16 protein-coding genes are annotated in these 21,632 nt (G+C 71.3%); 8 read left to right on the forward strand and 8 right to left on the reverse strand.

Translation table 11 applies throughout. The annotated features are described in order from the left end of the window. The first annotated feature begins 287 nt into the window (after window positions 1–287). Window positions 288–827 (forward strand): DUF421 domain-containing protein, encoded by a 540-nt coding sequence (locus CCZ36_RS35115; protein ID WP_206515773.1) that lies wholly within the window; start codon window positions 288–290, stop codon window positions 825–827. Between the two features lie 8 nt (window positions 828–835). Here the strand turns inward: CCZ36_RS35115 and CCZ36_RS28665 are convergent, their stop codons facing one another. Then, entirely contained in the window at window positions 836–1,771 is a 936-nt protein-coding gene (locus CCZ36_RS28665; protein ID WP_237302758.1) for a potassium channel family protein, read from the reverse strand. A 121-nt stretch (window positions 1,772–1,892) separates the two neighbouring features. Then, a complete protein-coding gene (locus CCZ36_RS28670; protein WP_128818869.1) occupies window positions 1,893–2,303 on the reverse strand; it encodes a four-helix bundle copper-binding protein in 411 nt (136 codons plus the stop codon). A 484-nt stretch (window positions 2,304–2,787) separates the two neighbouring features. Between CCZ36_RS28670 and CCZ36_RS28675 the strand changes: the two genes are divergently transcribed. Further along, a complete protein-coding gene (locus tag CCZ36_RS28675; protein WP_069739253.1) occupies window positions 2,788–4,020 on the forward strand; it encodes a cation:proton antiporter in 1,233 nt (410 codons plus the stop codon). A gap of 176 nt (window positions 4,021–4,196) precedes the next feature. Here CCZ36_RS28675 and CCZ36_RS28680 read toward each other — a convergent pair whose 3' ends face one another. After that, the gene (locus tag CCZ36_RS28680; RefSeq protein WP_128818870.1) at window positions 4,197–4,598 is read right to left on the reverse strand and encodes an NTP pyrophosphohydrolase; all 402 of its coding nucleotides are present in this window, start codon (window positions 4,596–4,598) and stop codon (window positions 4,197–4,199) included. Between the two features lie 39 nt (window positions 4,599–4,637). Further along, the gene (locus tag CCZ36_RS28685; RefSeq protein WP_069739255.1) at window positions 4,638–5,717 is read right to left on the reverse strand and encodes an LCP family protein; all 1,080 of its coding nucleotides are present in this window, start codon (window positions 5,715–5,717) and stop codon (window positions 4,638–4,640) included. Window positions 5,718–5,898: 181 nt separating this feature from the next. Between CCZ36_RS28685 and galE the strand changes: the two genes are divergently transcribed. The 6 genes from galE (at window position 5,899) to CCZ36_RS28715 (ending at window position 15,486) form a co-directional block, all read left to right on the forward strand. After that, entirely contained in the window at window positions 5,899–6,885 is a 987-nt protein-coding gene (gene galE, locus CCZ36_RS28690; RefSeq protein ID WP_128818871.1) for a UDP-glucose 4-epimerase GalE, read from the forward strand. Window positions 6,886–7,036: 151 nt separating this feature from the next. After that, window positions 7,037–8,152, forward strand: coding sequence for a hypothetical protein (locus CCZ36_RS28695; RefSeq protein WP_128818872.1), 1,116 nt, complete (start codon window positions 7,037–7,039; stop codon window positions 8,150–8,152). Between the two features lie 270 nt (window positions 8,153–8,422). After that, on the forward strand, window positions 8,423–10,222 hold the full coding sequence (locus CCZ36_RS28700) for a stealth family protein (RefSeq protein WP_176735297.1): 1,800 nt from the start codon (window positions 8,423–8,425) through the stop codon (window positions 10,220–10,222). Next, a complete protein-coding gene (locus CCZ36_RS28705; protein WP_128818873.1) occupies window positions 10,219–11,175 on the forward strand; it encodes a hypothetical protein in 957 nt (318 codons plus the stop codon). The genes CCZ36_RS28700 and CCZ36_RS28705 overlap by 4 nt, the downstream gene beginning before the upstream one ends. Beyond that, on the forward strand, window positions 11,172–14,045 hold the full coding sequence (locus CCZ36_RS28710; RefSeq protein WP_069739259.1) for a stealth conserved region 3 domain-containing protein: 2,874 nt from the start codon (window positions 11,172–11,174) through the stop codon (window positions 14,043–14,045). The genes CCZ36_RS28705 and CCZ36_RS28710 overlap by 4 nt, the downstream gene beginning before the upstream one ends. A gap of 49 nt (window positions 14,046–14,094) precedes the next feature. Then, on the forward strand, window positions 14,095–15,486 hold the full coding sequence (locus CCZ36_RS28715; RefSeq protein WP_069739260.1) for a hypothetical protein: 1,392 nt from the start codon (window positions 14,095–14,097) through the stop codon (window positions 15,484–15,486). A gap of 86 nt (window positions 15,487–15,572) precedes the next feature. Here the strand turns inward: CCZ36_RS28715 and CCZ36_RS28720 are convergent, their stop codons facing one another. From CCZ36_RS28720 to CCZ36_RS28740, 4 genes are all read right to left on the reverse strand, one after another. Continuing rightward, complete coding sequence (locus tag CCZ36_RS28720; protein ID WP_128818874.1) at window positions 15,573–17,702, reverse strand: 3-hydroxyacyl-CoA dehydrogenase NAD-binding domain-containing protein; 2,130 nt, start codon at window positions 17,700–17,702, stop codon at window positions 15,573–15,575. After that, window positions 17,699–18,919 carry a thiolase family protein gene (locus CCZ36_RS28725; protein ID WP_069739262.1) on the reverse strand — a complete coding sequence of 407 codons (1,221 nt, stop codon included), beginning with the start codon at window positions 18,917–18,919 and terminating at the stop codon, window positions 17,699–17,701. The genes CCZ36_RS28720 and CCZ36_RS28725 overlap by 4 nt, the downstream gene beginning before the upstream one ends. A 549-nt stretch (window positions 18,920–19,468) precedes the next feature. Next, a complete protein-coding gene (locus tag CCZ36_RS28735; protein WP_128818875.1) occupies window positions 19,469–20,743 on the reverse strand; it encodes an HRDC domain-containing protein in 1,275 nt (424 codons plus the stop codon). A 115-nt stretch (window positions 20,744–20,858) separates the two neighbouring features. Next, window positions 20,859–21,521: a response regulator transcription factor gene (locus CCZ36_RS28740; protein WP_003965521.1), complete on the reverse strand. Its 663-nt coding sequence runs from the start codon at window positions 21,519–21,521 to the stop codon at window positions 20,859–20,861. Window positions 21,522–21,632 lie beyond the last annotated feature (111 nt).

The raw sequence follows: 21,632 nt of genomic DNA on the forward strand, positions 1-21,632 counted from the left end.
CGGGCCGGTCAGCCACGCTCCCTTACGGCCGGACTTCTGCCCAGAGGTCTGCGACGTGGGACACCGCTCGCGCAACGCCGGCCGACGGCAGCTGGAACCGGCCGCTTCCGCCCAGGCGCACGCCGACAGGCCTCGGGAGGCGTCTGATCACCGGGGACGTGCCCTGGAGCGCGTGCCCGGGGGCCCGGATCCCGGCCGAATCACGTCGCGGCGGTCATCGACCCGCAGGCGTGACCGCCGAGCCTCCGGGGGTAGGGAAAGCCTCACGGAGGGGTAGCCGTGCAGGTGTGTTCTACGAATCCTGGAACGAACTCCTCCGTGTCCCGGCCGCAGCCGGACTGGCCTACCTCATCCTGATCGCCGCAGTACGCCTGTCGGGCAAGCGGACCCTCGCGAAGATGAACGCCTTCGACCTTGCGGTCACCGTCGCCCTGGGATCGACCCTTGCCACGATTCTGCTCAACCGTCAGGTGACCGTGGCGCAGGGGGCCGCGGCGCTCGTCTCGCTGGTCCTCCTGCAGTTCGCCACGGCTTGGGCCTCGGTCCGCTTCCGAAGCGTACGGAGCCTGGTGAAGGCCGAGCCGACCTTGCTTCTGCGTGACGGCCGCATGCTGCACGACGCGCTGCGACGTCAGCGGGTCACCCCGGACGAGGTGCGCCAGGCGGTCCGTACCCAGGGAACCGGCGGACTGGAGCTGGTATACGCGGTGGTCCTGGAGACGGACGGCACCTTCAGCGTCATCTCCCATGCGCAGTCCGGCTCGGGAAGCGCCCTGATGGATCCGGGCCGCCCACGGACGCCCTCCGCCGGAGCAGACCGGCTCTGAGAGGACCTTCACGACCATCGGGCAGCCGGGGGGGCTTTTCGTGCGATCCTCCGGCCGGCCTCACGCCCGGACGGGCGTGAGGCCGTGGTCGTGCGCGTAGGCGGCGAAGACTTCCATGGACCCCCCGAGGCCTTCAGGAACCGTTCTTCAAGTACCGAGGCGAATTCCTCCAGCGCTGTGGCGAGCATGGTGGCGCTCGTGCGGACGTCGGCCGCCCCGGACCGCTGTCCTGCCAGGGCGAGGTCTGCCGCGTAGCTGCTCAACGCCGCCATGGTGGGGCCGCCGTCACCGTCGTGGAAGTAGTACGTCTCGGCACGCTGGCTCAGGTCCACGCGGACCCGGATCACCTCCGCGGCCAGGTTCTCCAGCAGCACCGCGGTGAACGTCGTATCCGTCAGCCTGCCGGACCCCAGGGACCTGCGGATCGCTTCGAGGCGGAGTGCCAGGGCGCGTCGGCGTGTCAGCGCCGGGTAGACCTGGCCCACCCAGGAGACGGCAGCCGTCAGCAGCGCGAAGCCGAGGAGACCTTGCAGGGGCGCCGCGATCCGCAGCCAGCCTTCGGCGGGGACGATGTCGCCGAACCCCAGTGTGGCGACCGTGACAAGCGACAGATAGAGCCCGTCGAGCAGAGGCTCGCGCTGGGAAGGCGCGAGTCCCGGGGCGAAGGAGAAGTCGTCGGGCATGTGGGGCGCGTAGACGAGCGCCCCGCCGACCACGACGAGCGATGTCCACACCGCGATGACCACGACCAGCGCCGCGGGGCCAGCGGCGACGGCGAGGCGGCCCTGTCCGCCGGACCGTCTGCGGCAGCGCCACACTCCGCCCATGACCAGGGCGCTGAGACTGCCGCGGCCGACGGGATGCCACAACGTGTGGAACACGTCGCGCAGGGCCACCAGGATCAGTCCCGCACCCGCCACCGAGATCAGGAGGTCAGAAGCCAAGGTCACGCTCCTCGCCCCGCCGACCCGCGAGGAACGCGGGGCGGGGCGGACGGCGCCGCTCGTGCCGGCCGCCGGTCACGGATCCTTTGACCGGCACTCTCCGGTATGTGCGCCGGCGGCATCAGCCGAGCCCTGCCAGAAGGTTGTTGCACGCCTGCTCGCATCGGCGGCACGCTTCCGCGCAGAGCCGACAGTGCTCGTGCGCCTCCGCGTGGCTGTCGCACTCGTCGGCACACGCCTTGCAGATCGCGGCGCACGCCTGGAGTACCGCCCGGGTGACGGTGGCGTCATAGCCGGTGCGGCGTGACAGGACCGCAGCCGTGGCGGCGCAGACGTCGGCGCAGTCCAGATCCGTGCGGATGCACGTGGTCAAGTCGGCCACCATGTCCTCGGCCAGACAGGCGTCCGCGCACGCCGTGCACGTCTGGGAGCACTCCACGCACGCTTCGATGCAGGCGGCCAGGGCGTCCCGGTCGAACCCTCCCAGGCCCGCGGGGTAGGAGTTGAGCATGCTTCGTACCGTTGTGGTCATCGGCCTCACCTTTCCTCGGTGCCGTCCCGGTACCGAGAGCGGTACCGGCCGGGCGACGGGTTTCTGGGACTGACGGGTACCACGGCCCGGGAGGGCACAAACGGACGCTCTCTCCGGCATTCCGCCATCAAAGAGGCTCCTGCGGCCTCGGTCCTGCGCGGAGTTCACCATGGCTCGCCGGCGGCCGCCGGGTGCGTCACCCTGACGGCCCTGCTCCTGCTCACCTGCCGAGGAGCGGCACTCTGCTGGAGCCGGGTACGCGGGCGCCGGTCAGGCGTACCCCGGGCCTGACAGCGGTCTCGCCCGGTGCTGCCGCCGAGGCGGGAGGGGCGAGGGCGAGCGGATCCGCAGCGGCTCGCACGGGTGAGAGGAGCCCGGGCGGGCAGAGGCACTGGGGTTATGTTCTTGCGGACCCCGCGGGGGTGTCCGCCGGGCCGGCACCGATCACCGGTGCCGCTCGATCGACAGCGGGGAGCGCGTCGCGTTGGTACTCGTCATGGTTTTCGGCGTGGCACTGCTGGTGGCCGTGCTGCTGTCCGGACTGGCCGCCCGGTCGGTGCTGTCCACCTCCCTGCTGTTCCTGCTGGGAGGCGCTGTCGTCAGCGAGGGCTTTCTCGGCCTGATCCACATCACCCCGGACAGTGACATCGTCGGGGTCACCGCCGACCTGGCTCTCTTCGCAGTGCTGTTCACCGACGGCATGCACGTCTCCGTCCCGGCCCTGCGGCGCTCCTGGCGCAACCCCGCACGCGCCCTCGGCCTCGGGATGCCGCTCGCCTTCCTCGGGGTCGCGTTGCTGACGCATTTCCTCGTCGGCCTCGACTGGACCACCTCGTTCCTGGTCGGCGCGGTCCTCGCGCCGACCGACCCGGTCTTCGCCTCCGCCATCGTGGGCCGGAAGGAGGTCCCCGCTCGCCTGCGGCAGCTGCTCAACATCGAGAGCGGTGTCAACGACGGCATCGCCCTGCCGTTCGTCCTCGTCCTCATCGCGGCCGCCGCACCCGCGGGCCACGCGGAGGACGTCGGGCTGGTCCCGATCGCCGGTGAGCTCCTCCTCGGGGTGCTCTTCGGCGTGTCGCTCCCGTTCCTGGTGCACCGCCTGGTCCGCTTCCGGCTGCTGGGCGCCGAACCACGGCTCCAGCCCCTGCTGCCGCTCGCCGTCGGGGTCACCTTGTACGCGGCCTGCCACCTCACCCATGCCAACCCGTACCTGGCGGCGTTCTCCGCGGGCGTGGTGACCGTCGCGCTCGCCCCCGAGGCCAAGGCCGCCTTCGAGCCGCTCGGCGAAGCCCTGGCCGAACTGGCGAAGTTCGCCGCGCTCCTGGTCTTCGGAGCGCTGCTGACCCCGCACCTCTTCGGCGACCTGTCCATCGGTGGTTACGCGGTGGCAGTGCTGTCCATCGTCCTCATCCGCCCGGCCTCGCTCCTGCTGTCCCTGGCCGGAACCGACTTCGACCGCAGAGAGAAGCTCACGGCGGCCTGGTTCGGCCCCAAGGGCTTCGCGTCCGTGGTCTACGGGTTGCTGGTGCTCCAGGCCGGCATCCCCTCGGGGGAGGAGGCGTTCACGCTGATCGCCGTCACCATCGCCTTCTCCATCATCGCCCACAGCAGCACGGACGTCCCGATCGCCCGCATCTTCGACGTCGAAGAGCTCGTCGGTATCCCCGACGACGACAAAGCGACACCGGGGAGGACGACTTCCCGCGGTACCGAGTGACCGGATGAGGGTGCCGGCGAGAGCGGCTGCGGCGGGACAGCGGCCGGACGCCCGTCGCAGCGGGCGGCGACCGCCCGGCTCCGTACCGGCCGGAGTCCGCCCTGCCGGTGTCGTTCTTCCTCTCACGGCCCCGACTCCCGGCGGAGGGCCGCGCCGCGATCTCTGTCGGGCGCCCTTCAGCGCTCCCGGTCCGAGGGAGGCCGTACCGTCCGGGGCCCCACGCACCGGGCCCCGTACGCCTCGACCCGTTGCCGCAGTCCGCGGTCGGCGGTGACGACGAGGCACTCCCGGTCCGGGCCGGCGGCTGCCGCCAGTTCGGCGATCAGATCGTCACCGCTGCCGGGGGCCGATGCGACCCGGGCCCCGGCCACGGAGTCGACGCCCCGGGCGGCCCCCTCGACCACGAGCACGATCTCGGCCGGGCCGGGCAGCCCCGGCAGCCCGGCCGTGGCGTACGGGACCAGCCGGTCGCGCAGCCGGAGCGCCGCCCCGTGCCGGTCGCGCCACCAGCCGTCGGGCACGGACCCGACCACGTTGGCGCCGTCCACGATCACCAGCACCGCTTCGTCCTCGCTCATCCCGGCAGGGTGTCACGGGGAGAGCGGTACGCCGGGCGGTCAGCCCCCGGTGGCGGGGGACTTCTTCGCGTCCTCGGGGATCGTGGCGTCCTCGCGGATCGCCTTCCACAACTGACCGGCCTGCGGCTCGGCGGCGATCACCCGGTTCGGGTCGATCTTGTCGTACGCCACCGGCAGCATGATCGTCTCCATGGAGGCCGGGTCGACGCCGTTCATGGAGCGGGCGAACTCCGCCAGCGAGGCGAGCGAGGCGAGCGAGGAGTCCGTGGTGAGCGACTTGGTGGCGGACTTGGCGATCTTGTACGAGTTCGCCGGACTTCCCAGCAGGTCCTGCGACTTGACCTCGCTCAGGAGGGCCATGAGGAACTGCTGCTGGAGCCCGATGCGGCCGAGGTCGCTGCCGTCGCCGATGCCGTGCCGGGTCCGGACGTACGCCAGGGACTGGGTGCCGTCCAGCTTCTGCGGGCCCGCGGTGAGATGCAGCCCCGAGGACTTGTCGTCGATGTCCTGCGGGACGTCGACGGTGACCCCGCCGATGGCGTCGACGAGATCCTTGAACCCGGCGAAGTTGATCTCCAGGTAGTGGTCGACGCGGACGCCGGACATCTTCTCCACCGTCTTCACCACACAGGCCGGACCGACCTGCGCGTAGACGGAGTTGAACATGACGCGTTCCTTGCCCGCCACCGTCGAGCCGTCGTCCTTGACGCACTCGGGCCGGGTCACCAGGGTGTCGCGCGGGATGGAGACGGCGACGGCCTTCGACCGGCCCTCGGGTATGTGCACCACCATCGCGGTGTCGGAGCGCGCACCGCTGACGGCACCGCCCCCGCCCAGCTCCTCGTTCTCCGCCCCGGCGCGCGAGTCCGAGCCGAGGACCAGCAGGTTCTGCCCGCTGGTGGGGAGCTTCTCCGGACGGTCCTCCCCGAGCGCCTTGTTGATGTCGACGCCCTTGATGTTCCCGTCGAGCTGACTGTAGAGCCAGTAGAGGGTGCCACCGGTGGCGAGCAGCAGGACGAGCAGGACACCGAGCGTGATCTTGAGGCCGCGGCGGCGTTTGCGGGGCTTGTCCGAGCGTCGGGAGGCGCGGGGGCCCGGGGTCGTCTCGTCGTTGCTCATCGTGCGCGAGTCCTCAAATCTCATGGTCCGCAAGGGCGGGGGAGTGCGGGGGACTCGGGTGGGGGGTGTGGCCGGTCCGTGAATGTTCGACTGACCGAGCACTATAGAACAGGGGATCGTGAGAATGCGCGTTCCCTTGGTGGCGGCGGGAGTGTGACCGTGATCGAACTATTCTTCGTACATGACTTGGTTGATCACGGGTGGGGCGGGTTTTATTGGGGCACATGTGCTCCGTGTGATGCGGGAGGCCGGTGAGCCGGTCGCCGTGTACGACGACCTCTCGACCGGAGACCGCTCACGGATTCCCGCGGACGTTCCGTTCGTACAGGGCTCGACTCTCGACGGCGACCGGCTGCGCGGTGCCATGCGGGAGCTGTCCGTGCGCGGCGTGGTCCACCTGGCGGCGAAGAAGCAGGTCGCCGAGTCGGTCGAGCGCCCGCTGTACTACTACCGCGAGAACGTGGAAGGGCTGCGGTCCCTCCTGGGCGCGGCCGTGGACCACGGTGTGGGCGCCTTCCTGTTCTCCTCGTCGGCCGCCGTGTACGGCATGCCCGATGTCGCGTCGGTGACGGAGGATCTGCCCTGCGCCCCGATCAACCCCTACGGCGAGACCAAACTGGCCGGTGAGTGGATGGTGCGCGCCGCCGGGCGGGCCCACGGCATGGCGACCGCCTCCCTGCGCTACTTCAACGTCGCCGGCGCCGCCGCACCGCAGCTCGGCGACACCGGTGTGTTCAACCTCGTCCCCATGGTCTTCGAGAAGCTGACCGAAGGGGCCGCGCCGGTCGTGTTCGGCGACGATTACGACACCGACGACGGCACCTGCGTACGCGACTTCATCCACGTCGACGACATCGCCTCGGCCCATCTGGCCGCCGCCCGGGCGCTCGTGGACCGCGCGCCGGGGACGGACCTCACGCTGAACATCGGCCGGGGGCGGGGCGTTTCGGTCCGGGAAATGATCGACCTCATCGGCGAGGTGACGGGCTACGGGCCCGCGGCGGCTCCCGTCCCGGCTCCGCGCAGGCCGGGCGACCCGGCCCGGGTCGTCGCCTCGGCGGACCGGATTCTCGATGAGCTCGGCTGGTCGGCCCGGCACGACCTCCGTGCGATGGTGGCCTCGGCATGGGTCGGCTGGTGCCTGCGGCATCCGGACGCGCGCCGCTGACGGGGCGGTGAAGGGAGTGTGGCAAACTTCTGCGGAGACTTCACGAATAGTCCACTTGTGCGACTCCCGGATCTGCTGACGGCCGACCGGGGGCGGGGCGCCGGGTGGCGACGGTCGGGGGGCCGTGACACGGAAGCGGTGAGGGGCGGGTATGGGGGCGAGGTCCGGTCGTGGCGCCATGAGGGCCGGGCGTCCCGGGGCTGCCGCGCCCGGGGAGGACGTGACACCGCCCCGGCTGTCGGCCGCTGAAGGCGTCCGGCTCCTGCTCGGCAGGGATCACCGCCTCACCGCGATCGCCCGGACCACGAACGGCCTGCTCCGATGGGCGCAGCGCAGACCCGGCGGGTCGGACTGGGAGGGGCCCGAGCTGATCGCGGCCCCCCGGCTCACCGGCCTGTCGGTGGCTCAGGGAGCCGACGGATTCGTCCACTTCGCCGGTCGGCGGGTCTCGGAGCCCGGCGGTACGGTCGCCGTCGTCCAGGCCGTGCAGTACCAGACGGGCCGCCCGCTCACCCAGTGGCGCTCCACCGGCAACCCGCACAAGGACCCGGAGCGGGCCCGGTCGGTGACCGACCCCGGGATCGCGGTGAGCGCGGCGGGGCTCGTCCACGTCTTCCTCGTCAGGGCCGGAGGCGGGGTCATGATGCGCCAGGAGGCGGCCAACGGGCAGTGGCGTTCCTGGCACGCGCTCAAGGGGCAGCTCGCTCGGGGCGACCTGGCCGCCGTGGCCACGGCCTCCGGCCGGATCGAACTGCTGGTTCCGGACACCAGGGGCCGCGCCATGCGCTGGCAACAGGACGAGGCGGACGGCGAGATGGTGCGCTGCCCCAATATCCCCATCGCTCCCGGCGCCGGCACGCTCGCCGGCCTGGAGACGGCGGCCGACCGCGTCACCTACTACTGGGCGGACCCCGAGTCCGGAGGCGTCCTCGCCCATCGCCCCGGCGAGTGGGTGATCCCGCTCGGCGGAGGGCCGGTCGACGGCCGGATCGCCGCCCTCCGGGTGCCGCTGGACGGTTACGACTGCACCGTTCTGGCGCACCGGACCCCCGGGGGCGACGTGATGCTGGCCGCCTGCGCGACGGAGAACGAAGCCGGTGGTCTCTGGTGGGCGCCGACCGGGGAGCGGTCCGCCGGGCCCCCGGTCCTGGCGCGTGACGCGTACGGCCGGGTGGTCATGGCGACCCTCGGCGACGAGGGTGGCCTGCGGATCGCCGTGCAGTCCGGTGAGCCGGGCCTGGTCATGGGGCCTTCCCTCCGCGTCTGAGCCACGGGGCCGTGTGTGGGCCAAGGGGCCCGGGTGAGTGACGGGGGCGGAGGAGGCCTCCTTTTCCCCCGCCGGTCATGCTCCCTGTTGCGCGTAGATAACGGATGTGAAGATCCATCCATTCCACATGGACAGCCAGTGGCTGAAATGTGAAGATCCTTGGGCTGCCATCTGACTCCGGTGATGGCGTCGGCGGTCGGAGCTGCTCGCCGGACGAAGGCGCGGGAGTGGGCCGAGGCCCCGAAGCTGTATGGATGGTGCGGAAGACCAGTGGTGAGCGTCACTAACCCCGAGACCAGTTCGCTCGTCTCCACCTATCGGTCTCTGGTCCCGGTGCGGGCGCGCCGGCGCATCGTGCGCCGCGTTCCGGTCCCGTTGCGCAACATGGTCATGCACCTGCTGGCCACGTTCGACTCCCTCCGCTCCGCGGTCGTCGTGCGCGTGCTGGGAGGCCGCGACAACCCCGCCAGGCACAGCACGGAAGCCTCCCTGCGCGTCGTCAGGATCGACGGCAGGCACGTGCGCGCCGTCGTCGTCAGGGGCGCCACGGAGTGGGCGGCGCGGGCGCGGAACCTGCACATGGTCGTCGCCGTCCTGGAGGACGCGGAGATCGACTACTTCGCCGTCCGCGGCACCGGCAAGGACATCCCGTGCGTCGCCGTCTCCGCGCGCCATCGCGCGGACGTCGAGGAAGTGCTCCAGATCGCCTTCGGACGCAACCCCGGCTATGTCCGGGACGTGGCGGGCGGACAGTTGCGAACGGGAGCGTCGGCGAAGACCTGGAACCGGCTCCGCTCCAGCCAGGTGCTCCGGCTGGCCTGGAACGTCTGCGACCCGACCGGCAAGCTCGTCTTCGGCCCGGACTCGGGATGCGACCTGGAATTCTGGGCGGAGTCGGACGGCGCGCTGGTCGCTCCCAGGCCCAACGCCGTCGTGACCCGGCTGCCGGTCGGCACCGAACCGCGCAGGGCGGAGCAGAAGCTGTTCAGCCTCGTGCCCGGCCAGTACCACACCGGCTACACGCGTACGGTCCCCGAGTTCACCGCACGGCTCCCCGGCGACCACGCCTTCCCGATCGACGTCGTCTACACCTGGGTGGACGACGCGGACCCGGTGTGGCGCGCGGGCAAGGACGCGGTGCGCCGCTCCCTGGAACCCGGCCGGGCCGAGGAAATGCACGAACAGGCGGACAACGGCGCCCGGTACACCAGCCGGGACGAACTGCGGTACTCACTGCGGTCGATCCACCAGTACGCGCCCTGGGTGCGCAACATCTACCTCGTCACCGCCGGGCAGGCGCCCGGCTGGCTGAACACGGACCACCCGGGCCTGCGCGTGGTCGACCACCGCGAGATCTTCTCCGACCCCGGCGCCCTGCCCACGTTCAACTCGCACGCCATCGAGAGCCAGCTGCACCACATAGCCGAGCTGTCGGAGCACTTTCTCTACCTCAACGACGACGTCTTCTTCGGCCGGCCCGTCACACCGGAGCACTTCTTCCACACCAACGGACTGACGAAGTTCTTCACCTCCAAGGCGCTCATCCCCTCCGGGCAGATCACCCCCGAGGACCTGCCGGTGGACGCGGCGGGAAAGAACAGCCGCGGTCTGATCGCCCAGCAGTTCGGGACGGTCATCTCCCAGAAGATGAAGCACACGCCCCACGCGCTCAGCAGAACGGTTCTCGCCGAGATCGAGCTGACCTACGGGCGGGCCCACTGGGTCACGCAGAACTCCAGGTTCCGCTCGCCCCACGACATCCCCGTCGCCTCCTCGCTGCACCACTACTACGCCTACCACCAGGCACGGGCGACCCTCGGCAACCTGCGGTACGTCTACGTGGACATCGGCGACGCCCTGGCGCAGCGGCGGCTGGACCGGCTGGTAGCCCGGCGGGACTTCGACACCTTCTGCATCAACGACACCGTCGTACCGGAGGACCCGGACGCGCAGGCGCGCATGGTGAAACGGTTCCTCGACGACTACTTCCCCGTACCGAGCCCCTTCGAGCTCCCCGGCGCCGAAGGCGCCCCGACCCGACGTATCGCAGAGCTGGGAGCGGCGGCATGATTCCTCGACGCAGACATCTGGCGGCCGCCCGCCGACGGCTCACCGCCCGCGCCGTCCCGTTGCGGTCGTGGCTCATGCAGCGCCTCTTCCTGCCCCTGCGGTCCGGGCGGGCCGCCCGTCTGCTGTACGCCGCCGTGCTGGACGGGCAGACGGTCAACCTGCACGCGGAACTGCCCCGCTCGACGCGGCTCCCCGAGGACGCCGGGCTGGTGATCCAGCGCGGCCGGCGGCGGTACGAGAGCCCCGCCCGGGTGTACGAGGAGCGGGACGGCCGTCTGCTCATGGACGCCACCGTCCTGCTGGGCTCCGAGGCCGGAGGCGTACCGCTGTCCGACGGACGCTGGCGGATCGCCCTCACGACCCGCTCGGGCCGCAGGTCCGCCCGGATCCCGCTCCTCCTCGTCGAACCCCCGCAGCCCTACGGCGGCCCGACCATGCCCATGGCGGTCTCCCCGGTCAGCGGGCGACGCCACCGCCTCGGCCGCACCGTGACCGGCAACCTCCGCGTCGTCACCTCACAGGCCCGGCCCTCCGCCGAGGTGGTGAAGGTCGACCTCTCCCACACCGGACTCGTCGTCGACTTCCGTGTCGTCGGAACCAAGGCCTCCGAGCCCTGGGCGGAGTTCACCGCCACCGGACGCAGGATCCGACAGCCCCTCAGCGAGCTGGGCGACGGGATCTGGCGCGTCGTCACCCCCCTGGAGGAGATGACGCCGCGGCGCCGGGCCACCGAACACTGGGACGTCGCCTTCTGCTCGGCCGGTGGCCGAGCGATGAGACTGGGCCGCAGACTCCACGACGTCCGCAATCCGCAGCGCGTCTTCGCCATGAGCCAGGCCGGCGTCGCCCCCCGAGGGCAGACGCCCCTGCTGGTCCACCCCCGCTACACGCCCGCGGGCAACTTCCGCGTGACGTGCAGTCGTATGCCCGAAGCCGGGCGGAGACTCTCGTGAAGATCACCTTTCTGCTGACCACCGCCGACGCCGTCGGCGGCACGGAACGGGCCGTGTTCAACCAGGCCGCCGAACTCGCCGACCGCCACGACGTACGGGTCCTGAGCGTCTTCAAGAGCAAGCCCGAACTCTTCTTCTCACCCGACGAACGGGTCCGGGTCGACTACCTCGTCGACATGACCGGTCGGGTGCAGCGGCCGGTGCGCCGCGCCGATCTCGACGAATCCGTCTACGCGGCCCTCTCCCAGCAGCCGAGCAGCCTGGTCGACCGGGCCTGGGAAGCCGCGTTCAACCGGCTCTCCGACATCGAACTCGGCCTGGCGCTGGAACGCACCGACACGGACATCCTGATCACCACCACTCCGGCCCTCATGGCGCTGGCCGTGCAGCTCGCCCCGGCCGAGGTCATCACGGTCCACCAGGAGCACCGAGTCTCCGAGCTGCGCGGCACCAGCGGCGAGCCGTTGCTCCGCCACGCGGCCCGGCTGGACGCCCTCGCCGTGCTCAGCGACCGTACGCGGGACTGGTTCGCGGAGACGCTCGGCGCGACCGCACCGCGCATCGAGGTGGTGCCGAACGCGCTCCCCGCGGGATTCCGGCCGCGCTCCACGCTGGAGACCCGGACGGTGGTGATCGCGGGCCGGCTCGTCGGCGAGAAACAGCTCGACCAGGCGCTCGACGCCTGGGCGCTGCTGGCCCCCCACCACCCCGCCTGGACGCTCAGGATCTTCGGCGACGGGCCGTTGAGCGGTGCCCTGCGACGGCAGATCGCCCAGCTGGGCCTGCAGAGCAGCGTGCAGCTCAACGGGAACTCGCCGCATCTGGCGGAGGAATGGGCCAAGGCGAGCATCGCCCTGATGACGTCGAAGAACGAGGCGTTCCCCCTGGTGCTCATGGAGGCGCAGGCGGCCGGGGTCCCCGTGGTGTCGTACGACTGCCCCAACGGGCCGCGTGAGATCGTGCTGGACGGGCAGTCGGGCATCCTCGTGCCGCCCGGCGACGTCGAGGCGCTGGCCGGGCGGCTCCACCAGCTGATGTCCGACGGCCCGATGCGGCACCGGATGGGCGCGGCGGCGGCCGATTCCATCACCCGGTTCGCACCGCCCCTGGTCACCGCGCGGTGGGAGGCGTTCTTCCAGGCCCTGGTCGAGGACCGGGACCACGGCGGCCGGGGCGCGGCGAAGGCGGACCGGCTGGCCCTGCACGCCGCCCACAGCGGCCCGGAAGGTGCCGCGACGGCCGCCACCGCCGCCCCGTCGAGCCAGATCCGCTCCGGCGCCCACCGGCAGCTGGAGCAGCAGGTCGCCAAACGGCAACCCGAACTGGTCAAGGACGGCGGCCAGTTGTGCCGGGTCGTGGACGCGGAGTCGCCGTTCGACATCGTGCAGGCCAACCTGGCGCTCGCCGCCTCCGCACTGGAGGCCGCGGATGTGCCGTACCTCCTGGTCCGCGACACGATGGTGCGGCGGACGGTCGCCGTGCACGCCTCGTTCCGTGAGGCGGTCCTCAAGTCGCTGAGCGGGATGTACCAGCACGAAGCCGTCTACACCGCTCTCCTCAACGACCGGCAGAACCCGGTCATCACCACGCTCGCCGGCCTCCTCGGCGACCACCTCGACCAGCCGTGCTCCGGCGTCCGCGTCTACCGGAACGCCGTGTCGACCTCCCGCACCCTGCGGCTGGGTGCGGTGTACGGCTGCACGATCTCCTTCTGGGACAACGATCCCGAGGAGAGCGACATGCTGGTGGCGCCCACCCGCACCCTGATCGGCGACCGGATCTCGCAGCACTCCCTGGGGCGCGCCTCGACGGTCCTCTCCGGGCGGACCTACCCGACCATCAACGCCTTCGCGCAACCGCTCCACGGCGACGTCGGCTTTCCGGTCGACGCCGTGTACACCTGGGTCGACGGATCCGATGTCCAGTGGCTGGAGCGGAAGAACCAGGTGCTCGCGATGGCGGGGCTGGAGACGGTGGACGCCGCCGCCAGCGCCGCCCGCTTCCGCAGCCGTGACGAACTGCGCTACTCGCTCCGCTCCATCGACATGTACGCCCCGTGGATCCGGAACATCTACATCGTCACCGACCGGCAGGTCCCGTCCTGGCTGGACCACACCCACCACCGGGTCCGCGTGGTCGACCACACGGAGATCTTCGGCGACCAGGGGGCCCTGCCCACGTACAACTCGCACGCGATCGAAAGCCGGCTCCACCACATCGAGGGCCTCTCCGAGCACTTCCTCTATTTCAACGACGACTTCTTCATCGGGCGTACCGTCATGCCGAGCCTGTTCTTTCTCGGCAACGGCCAGGCCAAGCACTTCCCGTCGCCCACCGCGGTCCCCATGGTGCCGCCGCTGGCCACCGACGACTTCAACATCAGCGCGGCGAAGAACAACCGGGCGCTGATCGCGGACAGCTTCGGCCAGACCCTCACCCATTCCTTCCTCCACGCGCCCTACGTCCTGCGCAGAAGCGTCATGGAGGATCTGGAACGCGCCTATCCCGAACAGGTCGCCGCCACCTCGGCGAGCAGACTGCGCAGCCACGGCGATGTGTCGATCGCCTCCTCGCTCCACCACTACTTCGCCTACCACACCGGCAGAAGCGTCCCCGGGAGCATTTCCTGCGGATTCGTCAACGTGGGCCTGAGCGAGCACCGGACCAGGCTCAGCCGCATCCTGACGAGCCGTCCGAACGACGTCTTCTGTCTGAACGACTTCCACGACGGTGACGTGCCCGAGGACGAACAGGACGCCATTCTGGCGGCGTTCCTCCCGAGCTACTTCCCCATCGCGAGCCAATTCGAGTACGGCTCACCCCGCAATCAGCGGTACCACGCGCGCACCCTGCCCGACTGGCCGCTGTGAGGTCCACAGCCGTCGAGTCGGGAGAGGTGAACGCGAGAGAGGCGAACCCATGAGCAAGATCTGCATAGTCGGGAACTCCGTGGCCGCGCCACGCACGCCGGAGGAAGCCCCTCTCGCGGGCTGGGGACAGTTTCTCGCGGAATTCCTGACGCCGTACCACGAGGTGCGCAACTACGCGCGCGACGCGATGACGCTGCGGACCTACTTCACCGACCGGCTGGCCACCCTGCTGAATCTGCTGGCCCCCGGTGATCTGGTCCTCATCAACCTCGGTGGGGTCGAGCAGCGCATCGACAACCCCCTGCGCTACCACGGGCCGCGGGAGTTCAAGGAGTTCCTCTACCTCTACATCGACGGGATCAGGGCCGAGGGCGCCTTCCCCGTCCTGGTCACCCCCGCCGCCCGGTGTGCCTTCACGGCCGAGGGCGAGGTGTCCGACACCCGGGGCGAGTACCCCGGCCTGATGCGTGAGGTGGCCGCCGAGACGGGAACGGCCCTCGTCGACCTGGCCGCGTTCACGACAGGGTGGCTGGCGGAGCTGGGTCCGCGGCGGGCGCGTCACTTCTTCCGCTGGCTCGACGCCGGCGAGCACCCCCGTCACCCCGAGGGCATCATCGACTCGTCCCACTTCAACGAGGCGGGTGGCAGAGCCGTGGCCCGGATGGTGGCGATCGCCCTGCACGAATCCCGCGACCTGCCGCCCGGGCTCATCGACGAGAACACGCTCGCCACGGCACCGGAATATCCCCCGGTGCTCACCGAGTTCACGGTGGAGAAGCCGGAGTTCGCTCTCTACAGCGAGGTGCGTACGGGTGCCGCGCCCGTGGTGGAACGGCCCGCACCGGGGCAGCTGGCCGGAGCCATGCAGAAGTTCTCCGGCACGGCCGAGGCCGGGACGAGCTATGTGCTGTTCTTCGAGAACGGCGGCTACCTCGGCGGGACCCGCGTCAACGCCGAAGGGCGGTGGCAGTGGCGACGGGTGCTGAACTGGGCCGCGGGCGACCACCTCGTGCAGGTGGTCGGATACCACCCGCAGGGGGTGACCCCCCTCTCCACGGTGGCCTTCACCGTGCGGGACCTCGTCGAACCGCCCGTGGTCCTCGGCCCCAGGGAGGGTGCGCTGAGCGGTGCGCGCCCCCGCTTCTCGGGGACCGCCGCCGCGGGCGTCACCAAGGTGATGGTGCTCGAAGGCGGCCGGCTGATCGCCTCCGCTCCGGTGGCCGAGGACGGCACCTGGAAGGTGACCCACCCGCACGACTGGAAACCGGGCACCTACACCGTCGAGTTCGTGTCGATCTTCAGCGCCATCCACTCCCGGCCGGCCCGGCTCACCCTGCGGGTGCACGGCGTGCCGGAGGGAAACTGGATCAGGCAGTCCGTCAGCGCCCGGGCGGCCTGCTCCGAGGCCTGCGACCACCTCCCGTTCAGCGGCGGCCGCTGACCGCGGCCCCACCGCGGCGGCCCCGGAACGCGAACCGGCCCGCACACCCCTCGGGGTGTGCGGGCCGGGCCCGTACCGGCGGGTGCTTACGCCGGAACGCTCGCCACGCCCTGCGCGAGGAACGGCTTGCCGTTCACCCGCTGGGAGACGCCCTCGCGGTCCAGGTACGGCGTGATGCCGCCCAGGTGGAAGGGCCAGCCCGCACCGGTGATCAGGCACAGGTCGATGTCCTGGGCCTCGGCGACGACGCCCTCCTCCAGCATCAGGCCGATCTCCTGCGCCACCGCGTCGAGCACGCGGTCCCGGGTCTGCTCCTCGGTCAGGACGGTGTCGCCCTGCTTGAGGAGCGCGGCGACCTCGGGATCGAGGACCGGCGCGCCGGAGTCGTAGACGTAGAAGCCGCGCTTGCCGGCCTTGACGACCGCGGCCAGGTTCTCGGAGACGGTGAAGCGCTCCGGGAAGGCGCGGTTCAGGGTCTCGGAGACGTGCAGACCGATGGCCGGGCCGACCAGCTCCAGAAGCACCAGCGGGGACATCGGCAGGCCGAGCGGCTCGACGGCCTTCTCCGCGACCTCGACCGGGGTGCCCTCGTCGATGACGTTCTGGATCTCGCCCATGAAGCGGGTGAGGATGCGGTTGACGACGAACGCCGGGGCGTCCTTCACCAGGACCGCGGTCTTCTTCAGCTTCCGGGCCACACCGAACGCGGTGGCCAGCGAGGCGTCGTCGGTCTGCTCGCCGCGCACGATCTCCAGCAGGGGGAGGATCGCGACCGGGTTGAAGAAGTGGAAGCCGACGACCCGCTCGGGGTTCTTCAGCTTCGACGCCATCTCGGTCACCGAGAGCGAGGAGGTGTTGGTGGCGAGGATCGCGTGCGCCGGGGCGACCGCCTCGACCTCCGCGAACACCTGCTGCTTGACGCCGATCTCCTCGAAGACGGCCTCGATGATGAAGTCCGCGTCCGCGAAGCCCTCGGCCTTGTCGAGGACACCGGAGACCAGGCCCTTGAGGCGGTTGGCCTTGTCCTGGTTGATGCGGCCCTTGCCGAGCAGCTTCTCGATCTCGGCGTGGACGTAGCCCACACCCTTGTCGACGCGCTCCTGGTCGATGTCCGTGAGGACGACCGGGACCTCCAGGCGGCGCAGGAACAGCAGCGCCAGCTGCGAGGCCATCAGACCCGCGCCGACGACGCCGACCTTGGTGACCGGGCGGGCCAGGCTCTTGTCCGGGGCGCCGGCCGGGCGCTTGGCGCGCTTCTGGACCAGGTTGAAGGCGTAGATGCCGCTGCGCAGCTCGCCGCCCATGATCAGGTCCGCGAGGGCCTGGTCCTCGGCGTCGAAGCCGGCGGACAGGTCGCCGTCCTTGGCCGCGGCGATGATGTCCAGCGCGCGGTACGCGGCCGGGGCCGCGCCGTGCACCTTGGAGTCGGCGATGGCCCGGCCACGCGCGACAGCCGCGTCCCAGGCCTCACCGCGGTCGACCTCGGCGCGCTGAGGCGTGACCGAGCCCTTGAGCACGTTCGCGGTCCACACGAGCGACTGCTCCAGGAAGTCCGCGCCCTCGAACAGCGCGTCCGCGATGCCGAGTTCGAAGACCTGCTTGCCCTTGAGCTGACGGTTCTGGTTCAGCGAGTTCTCGATGATCACCGAGACCGCGCGGTCCGCGCCGATCAGGTTGGGGAGCAGCGCGCAGCCGCCCCAGCCGGGGACCAGGCCGAGGAAGACCTCGGGCAGCGAGAACGCCGGGAGCGCCTTGGAGACGGTGCGGTAGGTGCAGTGCAGACCGACCTCGACACCGCCGCCCATCGCCGCGCCGTTGTAGTACGCGAAGGTGGGCACCGCGAGGCCGGAGAGACGACGGAAGACGTCGTGGCCGCCCTTGCCGATCGCCAGCGCGTCCTCGTGACGGCTCAGCAGCTCGACGCCCTTGAGGTCGGCGCCGACCGCGAAGATGAACGGCTTGCCGGTGAGGCCGACACCGGTGATGGTGCCCTCGGCCGCCTCCTTCTCGACCTGGTCGATCGCGGCGTTCAGGTTCGCCAGCGACTGCGGTCCGAAGGTGGTCGGCTTGGTGTGGTCCAGGCCGTTGTCCAGCGTGATGAGCGCGAACCGCCCGGCGCCGAACGGCAGGTCCAGGTGGCGTACGTGCGCCTGCGTGACGACCTCGCCGGGGAACAGCTCGGCCGCACCCTTCAGAAGCTCAGTGGTGGAGCTCACTTGTTGCCTCCGTCGAAATTCGGGTTCTCCCAGATGACCGTGGCGCCCATGCCGAAGCCGACGCACATCGTCGTCAGGCCGTAGCGGACCTCGGGCTGCTCCTCGAACTGCCGGGCCAGCTGCGTCATGAGCCGGACACCGGAGGAGGCGAGCGGGTGGCCGTACGCGATCGCGCCGCCGTACTGGTTGACGCGGGCGTCGTCGTCGGCGATGCCGTAGTGCTCCAGGAAGGCGAGCACCTGCACGGCGAACGCCTCGTTGATCTCGAAGAGACCGATGTCGTCAATGGTCAGACCGGCCTGGGCCAGCGCCTTCTCGGTCGCCGGGATCGGGCCGTAACCCATGACCTCCGGCTCGACGCCCGCGAAGGCGTACGAGACCAGGCGCATCTTGACCGGGAGGCCCAGCTCGCGGGCGACGTCCTCGGCGGCGAGCAGCGAGGCGGTGGCGCCGTCGTTGAGACCCGCGGCATTACCGGCCGTGACCCGGCCGTGGGCGCGGAAGGGGGTCTTCAGATTGGCCAGCGACTCCAGCGTGGTGCCCGGGCGCATCGGCTCGTCGGCGGTGACCAGGCCCCAGCCCGTCTCGCCCGCCTCGGCGTTGGTGCGGCGCACCGAGACCGGTACCAGGTCCTGCTGGATCTTGCCGTTGGCGTAGGCCTTGGCGGCCTTCTCCTGCGAGCGCACGGCGTACTCGTCGGCGCGCTGCTTGGTGATCGTGGGGTAGCGGTCGTGCAGGTTCTCCGCCGTCATGCCCATGAACAGGGCGGACTCGTCGACCAGCTTCTCCGACACGAAGCGCGGGTTCGGGTCGACGCCCTCGCCCATCGGGTGCCGGCCCATGTGCTCGACGCCACCGGCCACGACGACGTCGTACGCGCCGAAGGCGATGGAACCGGCCGTCGAGGTGACGGCGGTCAGCGCGCCCGCGCACATGCGGTCGATCGAGTAGCCGGGGACGGACTGCGGCAGGCCGGCCAGGATTCCGGCGGTGCGGCCCAGCGTGAGGCCCTGGTCCCCGATCTGCGTGGTCGCGGCGATGGCGACCTCGTCGATCTTCTTGGGGTCCAGGTCCGGGTTGCGGCGCAGCAGCTCCCGGATGGCCTTCACGACGAGGTCGTCGGCGCGGGTCTCGTGGTAGATGCCCTTCGGGCCCGCTTTGCCGAACGGGGTGCGGACGCCGTCGACGAAGACGACGTCCCGGATGGTACGAGGCACGGTGGCTCTCCTCCAGGGTGCGGGATGGCACTGCTGCGGGGCACGCCACGGGGGCGCACCGCCTGCCATCATGCTACTTGCGGGTAACCAGACTGCCCACCCCCCGGGGCCGGAGCGTCGAAGGTCACACCGCCCCGGCGGCCGGTGCGGGCCTTCCCGGGTGCCTCGACCGTACGTCCGCGTCCCCTCCCCGGCGTCGAAGCCGTGCGGGCCCGACCGCTTCGGGGGTGCCGGAGCCGTGCGCGCGGCCGCAGGCCAGCAAAGGCGTCGGCAACCTGGCGTGATTTCGCTCCTCCGCGACGACCGTCCGGACCGCCGACGCGCACTCCGCGTCACCGGCCGCCTCCGCTCCGATGATCGGTTCCGCCCCGCCGCCGGCCTCACCGGCCCGGAAACGCTGCGGGCCGCGCCGGATCGCGGGGTGCGGCCGGACCCCGGTCCGCCTCACCGCCCCGTCCGGGCCGCTCGCGGCGAGCGGCCCGGAGCCGCGTGTCCCGTTCGCCCGCGCCGTGATCCCCCTGGCAGCCCCCGTGTCTGCTCCGCCCGGGGTCAGGCCGTGGTGTCCAGCGCCCGGACCAGGAGTGGGGCGACCTGCCGGATCTGCCAGTTCCGTGCCCCGTACCCGGCGAGGGCGTCCTCGACGGCGCCCGGGGTCGGGTTCTTCGGCGGCTCCCAGCAGAGCCGGCGCACGGTGTCCGGGGTGATCAGGTTCTCCTGGGGCATGTTCAGGCGTTCCGCCAGCTCGGAGACGGCAGCGCGGGCGGCCGAGAGCCGGGCGGCGGCGGCCGGGTCCTTGTCGGCCCAGGAGCGCGGCGGGGGCGGCCCGGCCGGCTGCTGACCCGGCTGCGGCAGCGCCGACTCCGGCAGCGCCCTGGCCCGGTCCACGGCCGCCTGCCACTGCTCCAGCTGACGGCGTCCCATGCGGTGGCCGAATCCCGGCAGGGCGGTCAGGGCCTGCACGTCGACCGGCAGCGCGAGCGCGGCCTCGACGATCGCGGCGTCGCCGAGCACCTTGCCCGGCGAGACGTCACGGCGCTGGGCGACCTGGTCACGGGTGGTCCACAGCTCCCGGACGACGGCCATCTGACGGCGCCGGCGCACCTTGTGCATGCCCGACGTACGCCGCCAGGGGTCCTTGCGGGGCGGGGCCGGCGGCGCGGCGGCGATGGCGTCGAACTCCTCGCGGGCCCACTCCAGCTTCCCCTGCCGTTCCAACTCCTCCTCCAGCGCGTCGCGCAGGTCGATCAGGAGCTCCACGTCGAGCGCGGCGTACCGCAGCCAGGGCTCGGGCAGCGGGCGGGTGGACCAGTCGACCGCGGAGTGGCCCTTCTCCAGGACGTATCCGAGGACGTTCTCCACCATCGCGCCGAGGCCGACGCGCGGGAAGCCCGCGAGCCGGCCGGCCAGCTCGGTGTCGAACAGCGAGGTGGGGGTCATGCCTATGTCCCGCAGGCACGGCAGGTCCTGGGTCGCGGCGTGCAGGATCCACTCGGTGCCGTCCAGCGCGGTGCCGAGGCCGGAGAGGTCGGGGCAGCCGACCGGGTCGACCAGAGCGCTGCCCGCGCCCTCGCGGCGCAGCTGTACGAGGTAGGCGCGCTGGCCGTAGCGGTAACCCGAGGCGCGCTCGGCGTCGACGGCCACCGGGCCGGTGCCCGCGGCGAAGGAGGCGATCACCCGGGCGAGGGCGTCGGCGGACGTCACCACCGGGGGAACGCCCTCGCGTGGCTCCAGCAAGGGGATCGGCGCCGGGGCGACGTCGTCCGGGGGAGCGCCCCCGGTGGTTCGCAGTGAAGTGTCTGCTGCGGTCTCTTGGGCGTCGGTCACGTGTCAAGGGTATCTGTGTATGCACGGAGCCCGTCGACGGAACGTTCCGTCGACGGGCGGCCATGCACGTATTCCAGCCGGAGGCGCATCGGTGCACGTCCCGGCGGGGGTGCGGTCAGTGGATGATGCCCGTCCGGAGGGCGACGGCGACCATGCCGGCCCGGTCTCCGGTGCCGAGCTTGCGGGCGATGCGGGCGAGGTGGGACTTGACGGTCAGGGCGGAGAGGCCCATCGAGACGCCGATGGCCTTGTTGGACTGGCCCTCGGCGACCAGGCGGAGCACCTCCACCTCACGTCCGGACAGTTCGCGGTAGCCGCCCGGGTGGCTCGGGGACCCGGGGGGACGGCGGTGCATACGGGCCGCGTTGGCGCCGATGGGGGCGACGCCGGGGCGGGTGGGGTGGCCGATGTTGGTTCGGGTGCCGGTGACGACGTAGCCCTTCACGCCGCCCGCGAGGGCGTTGCGAACGGCGCCGATGTCGTCGGCGGCGGAGAGGGCGAGACCGTTGGGCCAGCCTGCGGCGCGGGTCTCGGACAGCAGGGTCAGCCCGGAACCGTCGGGCAGATGGACGTCGGCAATGCAGATGTCGCGCGGGTTGCCGACGCGGGGACGTGCCTCCGCGATGGACGACGCCTCGATGACGTCACGTACTCCGAGGGCCCACAGATGGCGGGTGACGGTGGAACGGACGCGCGGGTCGGCCACGACGACCATGGCCGTCGGCTTGTTCGGGCGGTAGGCGACCAGGCTTGCGGGCTGCTCAAGGAGAACGGACACCAGGCCTCCTGGGGGGAGTGGCGGGACGGGCCGGCTCGGGGGATGAAGCCGGGGGGCGAACCGTGCTTGAAGGGTCATTGACCTCTTCGGCAGCGAACCCGTCCTCCTTTA

Source organism: Streptomyces sp. S063 (genome assembly GCF_002832675.1).
Taxonomy (GTDB): Bacteria; Actinomycetota; Actinomycetes; order Streptomycetales; family Streptomycetaceae; genus Streptomyces; species Streptomyces sindenensis.

Excerpts from the sequence above, each read along its gene's own strand:
- CCZ36_RS28715 (WP_069739260.1), top strand. The coding sequence starts at position 14,095 with ATGAGCAAGATCTGCATAGTCGGGAACTCCGTGGCCGCGCCACGCACG.
- galE (WP_128818871.1), top strand. The coding sequence starts at position 5,899 with ATGACTTGGTTGATCACGGGTGGGGCGGGTTTTATTGGGGCACATGTG.
- CCZ36_RS28685 (WP_069739255.1), bottom strand. The coding sequence starts at position 5,717 with ATGAGCAACGACGAGACGACCCCGGGCCCCCGCGCCTCCCGACGCTCG.
- CCZ36_RS28670 (WP_128818869.1), bottom strand. The coding sequence starts at position 2,303 with ATGACCACAACGGTACGAAGCATGCTCAACTCCTACCCCGCGGGCCTG.
- CCZ36_RS28695 (WP_128818872.1), top strand. The coding sequence starts at position 7,037 with ATGGGGGCGAGGTCCGGTCGTGGCGCCATGAGGGCCGGGCGTCCCGGG.
- CCZ36_RS28680 (WP_128818870.1), bottom strand. The coding sequence starts at position 4,598 with ATGAGCGAGGACGAAGCGGTGCTGGTGATCGTGGACGGCGCCAACGTG.
- CCZ36_RS28705 (WP_128818873.1), top strand. The coding sequence starts at position 10,219 with ATGATTCCTCGACGCAGACATCTGGCGGCCGCCCGCCGACGGCTCACC.